At 64.2% G+C, this 13,823-nt stretch carries 11 protein-coding genes; 3 read left to right on the top strand and 8 right to left on the bottom strand.

The window, feature by feature from the left end; translation table 11 throughout:
* Positions 1-2: 2 nt before the first annotated feature.
* The 7 genes from BRA471DRAFT_RS02930 to BRA471DRAFT_RS02900 form a co-directional block, all read right to left on the bottom strand.
* On the bottom strand, positions 3-698 hold the full coding sequence (locus BRA471DRAFT_RS02930; RefSeq protein WP_007599215.1) for an ABC transporter ATP-binding protein: 696 nt from the start codon (positions 696-698) through the stop codon (positions 3-5).
* The gene (locus tag BRA471DRAFT_RS02925) at positions 691-1,425 is read right to left on the bottom strand and encodes an ABC transporter ATP-binding protein (protein ID WP_007599214.1); all 735 of its coding nucleotides are present in this window, start codon (positions 1,423-1,425) and stop codon (positions 691-693) included. The genes BRA471DRAFT_RS02930 and BRA471DRAFT_RS02925 overlap by 8 nt, the downstream gene beginning before the upstream one ends.
* Positions 1,412-2,518, bottom strand: coding sequence for a branched-chain amino acid ABC transporter permease (locus BRA471DRAFT_RS02920; protein WP_007604567.1), 1,107 nt, complete (start codon positions 2,516-2,518; stop codon positions 1,412-1,414). The genes BRA471DRAFT_RS02925 and BRA471DRAFT_RS02920 overlap by 14 nt, the downstream gene beginning before the upstream one ends.
* A gap of 6 nt (positions 2,519-2,524) precedes the next feature.
* Positions 2,525-3,742, bottom strand: a complete 1,218-nt coding sequence (locus tag BRA471DRAFT_RS02915) for a substrate-binding protein (RefSeq protein WP_007599205.1) — start codon at positions 3,740-3,742, stop codon at positions 2,525-2,527.
* A 4-nt stretch (positions 3,743-3,746) separates the two neighbouring features.
* On the bottom strand, positions 3,747-4,604 hold the full coding sequence (locus BRA471DRAFT_RS02910) for a branched-chain amino acid ABC transporter permease (protein WP_007604566.1): 858 nt from the start codon (positions 4,602-4,604) through the stop codon (positions 3,747-3,749).
* A 36-nt stretch (positions 4,605-4,640) separates the two neighbouring features.
* A complete protein-coding gene (locus BRA471DRAFT_RS02905; RefSeq protein ID WP_007604565.1) occupies positions 4,641-6,155 on the bottom strand; it encodes an amidase in 1,515 nt (504 codons plus the stop codon).
* A gap of 163 nt (positions 6,156-6,318) precedes the next feature.
* Entirely contained in the window at positions 6,319-7,506 is a 1,188-nt protein-coding gene (locus BRA471DRAFT_RS02900; protein ID WP_007604564.1) for a substrate-binding domain-containing protein, read from the bottom strand.
* Between the two features lie 178 nt (positions 7,507-7,684).
* On the opposite strand from BRA471DRAFT_RS02900, the gene BRA471DRAFT_RS02895 reads away from it, so the two are divergent.
* Positions 7,685-8,119, top strand: coding sequence for a MarR family winged helix-turn-helix transcriptional regulator (locus BRA471DRAFT_RS02895; RefSeq protein ID WP_007604563.1), 435 nt, complete (start codon positions 7,685-7,687; stop codon positions 8,117-8,119).
* 189 nt (positions 8,120-8,308) lie between these two features.
* Here BRA471DRAFT_RS02895 and secA read toward each other — a convergent pair whose 3' ends face one another.
* A complete protein-coding gene (secA, locus tag BRA471DRAFT_RS02890) occupies positions 8,309-11,149 on the bottom strand; it encodes a preprotein translocase subunit SecA (RefSeq protein ID WP_007604562.1) in 2,841 nt (946 codons plus the stop codon).
* 362 nt (positions 11,150-11,511) lie between these two features.
* On the opposite strand from secA, the gene BRA471DRAFT_RS02885 reads away from it, so the two are divergent.
* Together BRA471DRAFT_RS02885 and argJ are read left to right on the top strand one after the other, a co-directional pair.
* Positions 11,512-12,444 carry a peptidylprolyl isomerase gene (locus tag BRA471DRAFT_RS02885; RefSeq protein ID WP_007604561.1) on the top strand — a complete coding sequence of 311 codons (933 nt, stop codon included), beginning with the start codon at positions 11,512-11,514 and terminating at the stop codon, positions 12,442-12,444.
* A gap of 102 nt (positions 12,445-12,546) precedes the next feature.
* Complete coding sequence (argJ, locus tag BRA471DRAFT_RS02880; protein WP_007604559.1) at positions 12,547-13,788, top strand: bifunctional glutamate N-acetyltransferase/amino-acid acetyltransferase ArgJ; 1,242 nt, start codon at positions 12,547-12,549, stop codon at positions 13,786-13,788.
* The last annotated feature ends 35 nt before the right edge of the window (positions 13,789-13,823 follow it).

Genomic DNA, 13,823 nt, shown 5'->3' with positions numbered 1-13,823 from the left:
TCCTACGGCGCCAGATAGCGCAGCAGCTCCGGATTGCCCCTCACCTCGCCTGCCTCGCCTTGCAGCGCGACGCGACCGCGATCCAGCACGTAGGCGTAGTCGGCGACGCGGAGCGCGAGGTCGAGGTGCTGCTCGACGATGATGACGGCGATGGTTTTCGCGAGCTCGATCAGGCGTTCGGTGATTTCCTCGATCACGCCGATCCAGACGCCTTCGGTCGGCTCGTCCAGCAGAAGCAGCTTTGGATCGCCGAGCATGGCGCGGCCGATGGCGAGCATCTTGCGCTCGCCGCCGGACAGCGTGCCGGCGGGCTGGTCGAGGCGCTGGCCGAGCTTTGGGAAGATGGTCAGCACGTGGTCAACGGCGTCTGCTTTTCTGCTCGCGAGCGAGCCGACCGCGAGATTGTCGCGCACCGACAGGCGCGCGAACACCGAATGCTCCTGCGGCACGTAGCCGATGCCGGCGCGCACGCGCTCCTGGGTCGCGCGGCGGCTGATGTCGCGGCCGTCGAAGGCGACCTCGCCCTTCCACGCCGGCAGCTCGCCGACGATGGTCTTCATCAGCGTGGTCTTGCCGGCGCCGTTGCGGCCCAGCACGGCGACACCGCCGCGCCAGGGAATGCCGAGGTTGACGTCGAACAGGACCTGGCTGCGGCCATAGCCGGCGTCGAGATGCTTGATGTCCAAAAATTCAGGCACGGCGCAAATAGATCTCCTGGACGGCCTTGTTGGCCTGGATCTCCGACACCGTGCCGGATGCCAGCACCTTGCCCTGGTCGAGCACAGTGAGACGATCGCAGATGTCGCGGATGAAATCGAGGTCGTGCTCGACGATGACCAGCGAGCAGTGTTTTTTGATCGGCTGCAGCAATTCGCCGGTGACGCGGCGCTCTTCCAGGCTCATGCCGCCGGTGGGCTCATCCAGCAGCAGCAGCTTCGGCTTGCCGGCGAGCGCCATTGCGATCTCCAACCATTGCTGCTGGCCGTGCGACAGCGCTGCGGCCGCATCGAAGGCGCGATCGGCAAGGCGAAACTGCGTCAGCATGGTCATGACCTGATCGTGCAGGAGCCCGCGCGTGCGCGAGAACACGAGATCGAACAGCGAGGACTGCGCCTGCAACGCGAGCAGGATGTTGTCGTAAAGCGTCAGCGTCGGCAGCACGGATGTGATCTGGAATTTCAGGCTCATGCCGGCGCGGGCACGCTCGGTCGGCGTGAACGCGGTAATGTCAGTGTTGATGAAACTCACCTTGCCCTGCGTCGGCACCTCGGCGCCGGCAATGCACTTCATCAGCGTGCTCTTGCCGGAGCCGTTCGGGCCGATCAGGCCGTGAAACTCGTTCTCGCCGACGGTCAGCGCGGCGCCATCAAGCGCGGTGAGCTTGCCGAAGATCTTCTTGACGCCGGTGGCTTCAAGGAGCGGCATCGCGCTTCTCCTTCTTGATCTTCCTGGATTTGCCACCAAAGCTGCCGACCCGCTCGCGCTCGCCGAGCACGAAACTGATCAGGCCGAGCGGCCGGAACAGGATCACGAGCAACAGCAGCACGCCGAGGATGATCGGCCAGACCTCGCGGTAATTGTCCGAGAGCCAGAAGCTGACGCCCTCGACGATGACGGCACCGATGACGGCGCCGATCAGCGTGCCGGAGCCGCCGAACAGCACATAGAGCACCACTTGCGTCGAGACCACGACGCCGACCATGTTGGGCCAGACGAAACCTTCGTGGAAGGCGTAAAGGCTGCCGGCAAGACCCGCCACCGCGCCGCCGATCGCGAAGATGATCGCCTTGAGGTGCTGCGCCTTGTAGCCGAAGAAGGCGATACGCTGCTCGTTCTCGCGCAATCCCGCGAGCGCCAACCCGAACTGCGAGCGCACCAGGAAGCGGCAGAGGAGATAGACCACAACGAGAAGGCCAAGCACGAGATAATAGAACGGCGGCCCTTCCGAGAATTCGTAACTGCCGAGCGTCATCGACGAGATCGAGGGGATGCCGTTCTGGCCACCGAGATAGTACCAGCCGCGCGCGAGCCGGTCGGCGGCGTAGGATCCGGTCAGCGTGCCCAATGAGACGAAGATCACGCTGGAGGGATGCCGCCCCAGCAGCAGGAAGCCGCCGAGCAGCAGCGCAAAGGTGAGGCCGATGATGGTACCCGCAGGCAGCACCAGGAAGATGTTGGTGATGTCGAGGTCGCGCGCGAGCAGCGCCACGCCATAGCCGGCCGAACCGAAGAACAGCGCCTGGCCAAAGCTCATGATGCCGGCATAGCCCCACACCAGGTCGAACGACAGCGCGAACAGCGCGAGAATGATCACGCGCGTTGCGAACACCGTGAGATAATCCTGGAGCACCAGCGGCGCGAGCAGCGCGGCAACGAGCACCACGCCTTCCACGATCGGCAGGATTTTTCGCTGCGAACCAGTTACCCCTGCTGATCCGTGTTCAACCATGGCGACGTTCTGTTCCCCGCCGATCTCGGCGGGGACTGCCTGCTTCACTGCGCCCATCGCTTTCGGCATTCGACCCTAGCATTCCTTGGGATCGACGAGACCGTCGCTGCGTCCGACGATCTCGTAGTTCCCGCCCTTGGCGACCGCCGTGTACATCTTCATCTTGCAGTGCCGCTTGCCCGGAACCATCTCGGCCGGCCCGCCCGGGCCTTCGGCGATCTTGGCGTGGTCGAGCGTAGCCGCGACCGACTCGCGGTCGATCTTGCCGGCTTCCTTGACGGCGGCTTCCCACAGCTTCAACCCGCGATAGGTGCCGGTGGCTGCGCTGCCGGCGGCAAACAGGAAGTTGCCCGGGAAATCCTTCTCGTAGGCCGCCTGGATTTTGGCGTCGAACGGGTTCTCCTTGGTCAGCACCTTGAAGTAATCGAGACAGCTGGCGAGACCCTCGATCTCGGCGGCCTGATTGATGTTGAGCGTGTTCTCGTCATAGTAGACGCAGGCCAGTCGTCCGCCATTCTTGAGGAAGCCGGCTTCATAGAGCTGCTTGAAGAACGGGCCGACGCCCGGCGGGATGACGGTGTTGAAGACGACATCGACCTTGTTGGAGATGATGCGGTTGACGGTCGAGGAGAAGTCGACTTGGTCGAGCGGATAATATTCCTCGAACACGACCTCGCCGCCGTTGGCCTCGATCACCTTGCGGGCGTAGACGTTGAGCGTGTGCGGCCAGACGTAGTTGGCGCTCGGCAGCGCGAACTTCTTGCCGCCGTTCTTGATCAACCAGGGAATGAACTCGTCGCACTGCTGCGCCGGCGTCGGTCCGGTGCAGAACAGATAGGGCGTGCACTCCTTGCCTTCGTAGAGCTGTGGGTAGATGTAGAGCGTCTTGCCGCGCGCGACGATCGGGTCCTTGATGGCGTTGCGCATCGACGAGGTGATGCCGCCGAGCACCATGTCCACCTTGTCGCGCTGGATCAGCTTGCGGACGTTGCCGACCGCGACGGATTCGTTCGAGGCGGTGTCCTCGATATAGAGCTCGAGCGGGCGACCGAGCAGGCCGCCGCCGGCGTTGATCTCCTTGATCACCATCTTGGCGACGTTGGCGTCGGCATTGCCGGCGTAGGCGATCGGTCCGGTGAGGTCGGTGGCGATGCCGACCTTGATCGGGGCTTCGGCCGCATTGGCCCAGGGCGCCGGGATCACCCAACTGCCGACGCCGGTTGCGACCGCCCCGGAGGCAAAGGCGAAATTCGAGAGGAAGCGGCGGCGGGAGAGCTGAGTACGATCGGACATGTGACTAAACCCCTTTTCCAGCGATGAGGCCCTGCGGCCGGAATTTGATGAAGACGATGGCGAGAACGAAGACGAGGACATCGGCCACCACGGGCGCCATCACCCAGGGCAGCGCGGCACTGAGCGTGCCGATGACGCCGGCGCCCGCGACCGGCCCGATAAAGGAGCCGACGCCGCCGACCATGACCGCGACAAAGCCCTGGATCAGGAAGCGCAGGCCGAGATCGGCGAACAGGCTGAACACCGGCACGATCAGCGCACCGGCAAGGCCGGCGAGCGCGGCGCCGAACGCAAAGGTGGCGCCATAGATCAGCGGCGTGGAGATTCCGGAGGCGCGCGCCAGCGAGGGATTTTCCAGGGTGGCTCGCACGCGCAGGCCGAAGCTGGTGTGCGCCAGCAGCAGATAGCAGCCACCCATCACCAGCGCCGTGATGACGATGATGGTGAAGCGCCAGGCCGAGATGTGCATGGCGCCGATATCGATCGAGCCGCCGATCGGCTCCGGCACGGTGAGATAGAAGCCGCCGATCAGGCCACGCACGGATTCGCGGATGATCAGGCCGAGCGCATAGGTGCCGAGCATGGCGACGATGGGGGCTGCGTAGAAGCGTCGGATGATCAGCGCCTCCAGCACGAAGCCGAGCGCGCCGACGACGAAGGGCGCGGCGACCATGCCGGCCCAGATCGGCAGACCCTTGGCATAGGCGAGATAGGTAATGTAGGCCCCGAGCAGGACGAACTCGCCCTGCGCGAAGTTGAAGATGCCCATCATGCTGGCGATGATCCCGAGACCCAGCACGATCAGGACGATGATCGCGCCAAAGCTCAAGATTTCGAACGCCGCGACGAACGCGTTAGCCATGCGGTGCCGTTCTGTTCGTCTGCATCAATGCCCCGCTCACATTTTCTTCCAGTCGCCGATCTGCTCGAAAGCATGGGCGGCGCGATAGATGGTGGATTCCTCGAACATGCGGCCGACCAGCATCAGGCCGACGGGCAGGCCGTCGACCATGCCGCAGGGCAGCGACATCGCGGGATGATGGGTGATGTCGAACGGCGCGGTGTTGGAGATCATCTCCAGCGCGCGGGCGACATAGTCTTCACGGCTCGCGGTTGGCTCCGGCAGCTTCGTCGCCTTCATCGGCGTGGTCGGCAGCAGCAGCAGATCGTAGTCTTTGAAGGCCTTGTCGTAGGCCGCGGTCAGGCGGCGGGAGATGTTGAGCGCCTTGCCGTAATAGCGCGGACCAAAACTGTTGTTGATGTAGGTGCCGAGCAGCAGGAACAGCTTTGTGGTCTCGGACAGGGAATCCGCCTGCCGCCGCCAGCCGCGATGGAAGTCCATCAGCGTGGTCGAATAGAGATCGGAACGGCTCAGGCCATAGCCGTCGCCATACATCATGGTCTGGGTCATGCCCTCGGTGCCGATCGGCGTCCAGATCGCAGGGCCCATGAGGTGCATCGGGATCGAGACAGTCTCCACGGTGGCGCCGAGATCCTTGAAGCGCTTGGCAGCCTCCCGGACGCTTTCGTTCACCGCAGACTCGGCATTCGCCTGCTCAAAGCCTTCCTTGAGGATGCCGATCTTCATGCCCTTGACGCCCTGGCCAAGCGCCTTGGTGTACTCCTCGACCTTGGGCGCCTTGATGCGGGGATCATAGCCGTCGTCGCCGGCCAGCACCTCCAGCAGCAGCGCGTTGTCGGCGACGGTCGCCGTCATCGGGCCGGTGTGATCGACGAACACCTCGATCGGCATGATGCCGGTGTAGGGCACGAGGCCCCAGGTCGGCTTCATGCCATAGGTGCCGCAGAACGAGGACGGCATGCGGATCGAACCACCCTGGTCGCCGCCGATCGCCATGTCGACCTCGCCGAGCGCGACGACGACGCCGCTGCCTGACGACGAGCCGCCGGCCGAATAGCCCATCTTGTGCGGATTGTGGACGGCGCCGACCGCATTGGTGTGGCTGCCGCCGGACATGCAAAAGGATTCGCAATGGACTTTTCCGGCGATCTCGGCGCCGGCATCGAGCATGCGCGTGACGATGGTGGCGTCGAAATCGGGGACGTAGCCTTCGAGCGTCGCCGAGCCGTTCATCATGGGAACGCCGGCGAGCATGATGTTGTCTTTCAGGGCGACGGTCTTGCCCTTGAGCTTGCCGCTCGCCGCACCCTTCACGGTCGACTTGCGATACCAGGCGTTGCGCGGGTTCTCTTCCGGCGAGGGCCGATAGCCCGGCGTGCGCGGATATTTGACCTCCGGCACCTCGTCCGGCATGGCGCCGACGAGATTGTAGGCTTCGATCGAGCCCTGCATCAGGCCGCGGAACGAGGCGACATCGTCATCGGACAGGGCGAGGCCGCACTGCTCGGCGACGCTGCGCAATTGGGCGGGCGTGGGAAGGACAACTGTCACGGCGCTCTCCTGAAGTTTCTTGATCCCTGGCATTGGACGGAAGCCGTCCGGTTGCGCCTGCATGGCGCCGGTCGGCCGGCCTAGCCTCGATATTACAGACGGAAATATTTTCCTTTTCAAGTATTATTTTGGAGTCGGGCGTTTGCAGATGACCGCGCCGGCATCAGATCGGTTTGATCAGCTTGAAATCGAGGCCATCCGCCGCGGCGAGATACATTTGCATCCGGGTGTGACCGTTCCTGACGGTGACGGGGCCGCGCGCGCCGCCATAGACGATGTTGCGGCCGGCCGCGAGCATGGGCCCCATCGCCAACGTGCCCGCCTTGTTCGCCACGGCCTCGAGGAAGCGCAGTCCCTCATAGCTGGATTGACCGAGCGAGCCGATCGGGGGCCCGTTCGGTCCGAACATCGCGCGATAGCGGCTCTGGAAGTCGTCATTGGCCCGCGATCCGATGCCGGGGAAATAGCCGGAGGCGCAGAACAGATTCTCGCTGTTGTCAGCGCCGATTCCGAGCAGCACGGTCTCGTCCATCGCTCCGGCCAGCCGCAGCGTCGTGGCGCCGAGGCCGCATTCTCCGAACGCGCGATTGAACGTGATGCTGTCGGTGCCGATCAACGAAATCAGGACGACGTCCGGCCTCGCGGCACGGATGCGCTCCAGATGCGGCTCATGGTTATCTTCGCCGAGGGGTACGAACTCTTCGCCGACGACATGGCCGCCGGCCTCCTTGATGTAGCGCTTCACCGCGCGGTGCGACTGCCAGGGCCAGACATAATCGCTGCCGATCAGGTACCAGCGCGCCGCCTTCTTGACGTCGGCAAGCCAGTGGATCGAGGGGCGGCTCTGCCAGCGCGGCGTCTCGCCGATCGCCATGACACCCGGCGTCTGCTCGCCGCCTTCGTAAACGGGTGTGTAGATGTAGGGGATGCGGTGGCGGGTGGTGACCTTGCGCAGCGCCACGCGCACCGCGCTGGTATGCAGTCCGACGATGAGATCGATCTCATCGGACGCGATCGCCTGCTCGGCGCGGCTCAGAATCTCGTCGAGCGGGCCGCCGGCATCGTAGATCGAAAGCTCGATCTCGCGCCCCAGAATGCCGCCGCGCTTGTTGATCTCGGCAACCGCGAGCTGCGCGCTGCTTGTCGCGCACGGGCCCCAAACGCCGGGCGAGCCGGTGCAGCAGATGAAGCCGCCGATGCGGAGCTTGTTGTGTGCGCCGCGGCGCTTCATGAAATGCGCGTCAACCGGCGACCGGTCGAAATCCGCTGCCGCGGGCGACAGATTCCTGAACAGCAAGGACGGCGGTAACGCCGGACCGCCGTGAGCCGGGAAGTTTACCGTCGCGCGCACGCCAACTCCTGTCTGACACCAGACTTGAAAGCTCATTCGAGAGGCGGCCGCGGCACCCGCCCTATTGTTGGGCAATATCCTATTTTGAAAATATTGAATATTCAAGAATTGAAGTGCATATAGATGCAGCATCGATTGCAAGACATTCACTCATTTGGGTCAAGACAAAGTCTTAGCCGTGGCAAAATCGAACACCCCGATCACCGAACACCTCGCCTACCTGCTCGCGCAAGCCAACCGGGAGATCAACCGGCAGCTCGAACTGCGGTTGAGCAAGGAAGGCGTGCCCGTCGAGCAGTGGCGCATCCTGAAAGTGCTGTCGGATGGCAACGGCCATTCGATGGGAGAGCTTGCGGACGCCGTGCTGCTCAACCACCCGACGCTGACCAAGATGATCGACCGCATGGTCTCCGACACGCTGGTCTATCGCGTGCAGGACCCGAACGATCGCCGCAAGGTCCTGATGTTCATCTCCGATCGCGGCAAGGTGCTGAGCAAGAAGCTCAACTCGCTCGCGGTCGACCAGGAGGAGCACATCCTGGAGAGCTACGGCGACAAATCGACGAGCGAATTGAAGCGGCTGCTGGAGAGCTTGATCGACAGTTCGAATTGAGCTGGCGAGCAATTTGCGCGTCTCGCCGCACGGCCGTAGCCCGGATGGAGCGCAAGCGTAATCCGGGTCTTTCCCGCACAACGGCAGGATTCCCGGATTGCGCTTCGCTCCATCCGGGCTACGAGTTCGCGCGCGCCGCGGCTTTCGTGGGACAGTGAGGCGCCGACGTCGGCGCCTCACATTCAAACCTTACGCATACCGCCCGTGGCAGTGCTTGTACTTCTTGCCCGAGCCGCAGGGGCAATCCTCGTTGCGGCCGATCTTGCCCCAGCTGGCCGGGTTCTTGGGATCGCGCAGCGCCGCGTCCGTGGCCTGTGCTCCGAGGGTGACGCTGGCGAGCGCCATTTCGTCCTCGCCGGTGTTCGGGTCGAACTTGTGCGCTTCCATCGGCGGCAGCACCGGGGCTTCCTGCTCCGGCGGCACGATCTCGACCCGCATCAGCTGCGCCGTGACGGCCTCGCGCAGATGCGCGCTCATCTCCTGGAAGAGGTTGAAGGCCTCGGTCTTGTACTCCTGCAACGGATCACGCTGGCCGTAGCCGCGCAGGCCGATGACCTGGCGCAGATGGTCGAGCATGATCAGATGCTCGCGCCAGAGATGGTCGAGCGTCTGCAGCAGAATGGTCTTCTCGACGTAACGCATCACGTCGGGGCCCCATTGCCCGACCTTTGCGGCCATGTGCTCGTCGGCGCGGGTCTCGATGCGCGTGAGCAGCTCCTCGTCGGCGATACCCTCTTCCTTGGCCCAGTCCTCGACCGGCAAGTCGAGATCGAGCACGCGCTTGAGCTCTTCCTTCAGGCCCGCGACGTCCCACTGCTCGGCATAGGCATGCTCGGGCACGTGCTTGGCGACGAGGTCGTCGATGAAAGCGTGGCGCATGTCGGCGACCGTCTCGGCGACGCTGTCGTCCTTCATCAGGTCGACGCGCTGGTCGAAGATCACCTTGCGCTGGTCGTTCTGGACGTTGTCGAACTTGAGCAAATTCTTGCGGATGTCGAAGTTGCGCGCCTCGACCTTCTGCTGCGCCTTCTCGAGCGCCTTGTTGATCCAGGGATGGATGATGGCCTCGCCCTCCTGCAGGCCGAGACGCTGCAGCATGCTGTCGAGGCGATCCGAGCCGAAGATGCGCATCAGATCGTCTTCCAGCGACAGGAAGAATTTCGAGCGGCCGGGGTCGCCCTGGCGGCCGGAGCGGCCGCGGAGCTGGTTGTCGATGCGGCGGGATTCGTGGCGTTCGGAGCCCATGATGTAGAGACCGCCGGGCTTCTTCACGGTCTTGGCGGGCTTCGAACCCTTCGCCGGTTCGATCTCGACCTCTTCCTCGGCCTTCAGCACGATGTCGCGGAAGTGCTCGATGTCGGCCTTGATCTGCTCGATCTTCTTGGCCTTCTCGGCCTCGTCCTCGATCGAAGCGGCCTCCTGCTGGATGCGCATTTCCAGCGAGCCGCCGAGCTTGATGTCGGTGCCGCGGCCGGCCATGTTGGTCGCGATCGTGATCGCGCCGGGCACGCCGGCTTCCGCGACGATGTAGGCTTCCTGCTCGTGGAAGCGCGCGTTCAGCACCGCGAACAGCTTTGCCGGTTTGCCGGCGCGGGCCGCGGCGTACAGCTTCTGCATCGAATTTTCGTTGCCGAAATCGATCTGCCGGTAGCCGTGCTTCTTGAGATATTCGGCGATCACTTCCGATTTTTCGATCGAGGCGGTGCCGACCAGCACCGGCTGCAACCGCGCATTGGCGCGCTCGATCTCGGCCAGGATCGCGGCGTATTTCTCGTTCTGGGTGCGATAGACCTCGTCGTCCTCGTCGAGACGGGCGACCGGCAGATTGGTCGGGATCTCCACGACCTCGAGCTTGTAGATGTCGAACAATTCGTCGGCTTCGGTCAGCGCCGTGCCGGTCATGCCGGCGAGCTTTTCGTACATCCGGAAATAGTTCTGGAAGGTGATCGAGGCCAGCGTCTGGTTCTCGGGCTGGACCTGCACGTGCTCCTTGGCTTCCAGCGCCTGATGCAGGCCTTCGGAGTAGCGGCGGCCCTGCATCATGCGACCGGTGAACTCGTCGATGATGATGACCTCGTCGTCGCGGACGATGTAGTCCTTGTCGCGCGTGAACAGCGTGTGGGCGCGCAGCGCCTGGTTGATGTGGTGCACGACGGAGACGTTCTCGACGTCGTAGAGCGACTCGCCCTTGAGCTGGCCGGCATCGCGCAGCAGCGTCTCGATCTTCTCCATGCCGGCTTCGGTCAGCGTCACCGTGCGCTGCTTCTCGTCGACGTCGTAGTCGGACTTGTCGAGCTTGGGCAGGAAGCCGTCGATGGTGTTGTAGAAGTCGGAGCGGTCGTCGAGCGGGCCGGAGATGATCAGCGGCGTGCGCGCTTCGTCGATCAGGATGGAGTCGACTTCGTCGACGATCGCGTAGAAGTGCGGCCGCTGGACCATGTCCTCGAGCCGGTACTTCATGTTGTCGCGCAGATAGTCGAAGCCGTATTCGTTGTTGGTGCCGTAGGTGATGTCGCAGGCATAGGCCGTCTTGCGCTCGGAATCGTCGAGGCCGTGCACGATCACGCCGGTGGTCAGGCCGAGGAAGCCGTAGATCTGGCCCATCCATGCGGAGTCGCGGCGGGCGAGGTAGTCGTTGACGGTGACGACGTGGACGCCCTTGCCGGCGAGCGCGTTGAGATAGACCGCGAGCGTTGCGACCAGGGTCTTGCCTTCGCCGGTCTTCATCTCGGCGATGTCGCCCTCGTGCAGCACCATGCCGCCGATCAGCTGGACATCGAAATGGCGCTGGCCGAGCGTGCGCTTGGCGGCTTCACGGACGGTGGCGAAAGCGGGGACCAGGAGGTCGTCCAGGGTCTTGCCCTCGGCGAGCTGCTGCCTGAACTCGACGGTGCGGGCCTTGAGGGCCTCGTCGGAGAGTTTCGAGACCTCGGGCTCCAGCGCGTTGATCGCGTTGACGCGGGACTGATATCCCTTCACCCGCCGGTCGTTGGCGGAGCCGAAAAACTTGCGGGCGAGCGCGCCGATCATGCTTAGTTCCTGTGTTCGCGATTCAACCGCGTTCGCGTTGCAGCCAAGAGGTTGTCACCCGCCTGCCGATCAACTCACCGTGACGCCTGCTGGGCGCCGGAGCCCGGACTGCGGGGGGTCCATCCGCCATATGGGTGGGAGTTGGGCAAGTCTGGGTTCAACGGCCAAAAAACGCAGCAAAATAAACGCCATCGCATGGACGCGACCGGGCAGAGATATGGCCCGGTCAGGGCCTTGTCAACGGCGCGTGCATTGCGGCTAATTCATCATTTTGACAGACTTTTCGCGTTGCCAAGCCCCCCTGAATTGGGCGAGTGTCCGCCCCGCTCGAGCAGCCCCCTGCTTCAACAAAAGGATTTTCCATGACCACCTCGTTCCCGGTAACCAAAACCGGCCTGCGCTTCGGCCTCGCCACCGCCCTCGTGGGCTGCCTTGCGCTGGCGCTGATCGCGGGTCCCGGCCGGGCTGCCGACGATCCGGTGCTGGCGAAGGTCAATGGCGCGGAGATCAAGAAGAGCGACGTCGCCATGGCCGAAGAGGAACTCGGGCCGAGCCTCGCCCAGATGGACCCGGCGACCAAGGACGAGAACGTCCTGTCCTTCCTGATCGACATGAAGATCGTCGGCAAGGCCGCCGAGGACAAGAAGCTCGCTGACGGCGAGGAGTTCAAGAAGCGCCTCGCGTTCGCCCGCAACCGCCTGCTGATGGACAGCCTGCTCGCCGGAGAGGGCAAGGCCGCCACCACCCCGGATGCCATGAAGAAGGTCTATGAGGAGGCCTCCAAGCAGATCACCGGCGAGCAGGAAGTGCGCGCCCGCCACATCCTGGTCGAGACCGAGGACGAGGCCAAGGCGGTGAAGGCCGAACTCGACAAGGGCGCCGATTTCGCCGAGCTCGCCAAGAAGAAGTCCAAGGACCCGGGCTCGGCCGACGGCGGCGACCTCGGCTTCTTCACCAAGGAACAGATGGTGCCGGAGTTCTCGGCGGTCGCCTTCGCGCTCGAGCCGGGCAAGATCTCCGACCCCGTGAAGTCGCAGTTCGGCTGGCACGTCATCAAGGTCGAGGAAAAGCGCAACCGCAAGGCGCCGGATTTCGAGCAGGTCAAGGCGCAGATCGAGCAGTATGTCACCCGCAAGGCCCAGGCCGACTACGTCGCCAAGCTGCGCGCGGAAGCCAAGGTCGAGCGGCTGGATCAGCCGGCGGATGCGGCGAAGGACGCCAAGCCGGCTGATGCCGCCAAGCCTGCCGATGCCAAGCCGTCCGACAGCAAGATGGCGCCGCCCGCGAAGAAGTAAGAATTCGCTGTCACTTCGGTGACGTGAAGAGTATCTAAGCCTCTGTGATGCCCGGCCCCCGCGCCGGGCATCTGCATATCCAGATCCCACCAAGGCGCCCCGATGTCCTCCTCCGTCTCTCCCCTCGCCCCGAAACACGTCCCCGACATGCCCGTGATCGCTGGGGTGCGTCTCGCGACGGCCGAGGCCGGCATTCGCTACAAGAACCGCACCGACGTGCTGCTGGCGGTGATGGACAAGGGCACCGCGGTCGCAGGCGTCTTCACCAAGTCGAAATGCCCCTCCGCGCCGGTGGAATGGTGCCGCGCCAAGCTGAAGGGCGGCAAGGCGCGCGCGCTGGTGGTCAATTCCGGCAACGCCAATGCCTTTACCGGCAAGACCGGCCGCAGCTCCACCGCGCTGACCGCCAGGATCGCGGCCAAGGCCGTCGGCTGCACCGAGGGCGAGATCTTCCTGGCCTCGACCGGCGTGATCGGCGAGCCGCTGGATGCGACCAAGTTCGACGGCGTGCTCGGACGTCTCGCGGAAACCGCCGAGGCCGGCGATTATCTGGCGGCCGCCAAGGCGATCATGACCACCGACACCTTCCCGAAGGTCGCGACCGCAACCGTGAAGCTCGGCAAAGCCAATGTCACCATCAACGGCATGGCCAAGGGTGCCGGCATGATCGCGCCCGACATGGCGACGATGCTGTCCTTCATCTTCACCGACGCACCGATCGCGCCTGCCGCGCTGCAGGCGCTGCTCAAAAGCGGCGTCGAGGACACCTTCAACGCGGTCACGATCGACGGCGACACCTCGACCTCGGATACGCTGCTGGCCTTTGCCACCGGTGCTGCTGCAGAACACGGCGCGCCGAAGATCAGCCGCGCCAGCGACCCGCGCCTGAAAGCCTTCGTCAAAGCCTTCAACCAGGTGCTCGCCAATCTTTCCGAGCAGGTGGCTCGCGACGGCGAGGGCGCGCGCAAGCTGGTCGAGATCACCGTCGAGGGCGCCAAGACCAAGGCCTCGGCGCGCAAGATCGCGATGTCGATCGCGAACTCGCCGCTGGTGAAGACCGCAATCGCCGGCGAGGACGCCAATTGGGGCCGCGTGGTCATGGCGGTTGGCAAGGCCGGCGAGCCGGCTGACCGCGACAAGCTCTCGATCTCTTTTAACGGCATCCGCGTCGCCAAGAACGGCGCGCGCGATCCGTCCTATGACGAGGCGCAGGTGTCGGAAGCGATGAAGGCGCCGGAGATCGCGATCAAGGTCTCGCTCGGCCTCGGCAAGGGCCGCGACCGCGTGCTGACCTGCGACCTCACCAAGGAATATGTCGCGATCAACGGGGATTACAGGTCGTAGTGCTTACGACTACCGATAGCCGGGCCGTCGCCCTT

The sequence above is a fragment of the Bradyrhizobium sp. WSM471 genome (assembly GCF_000244915.1).
In the GTDB taxonomy this organism is placed as follows: Bacteria; Pseudomonadota; Alphaproteobacteria; order Rhizobiales; family Xanthobacteraceae; genus Bradyrhizobium.
The sequence above is the reverse complement of the archived record's forward strand: the minus strand, read 5'-3'. Positions and strand labels throughout refer to the sequence as shown.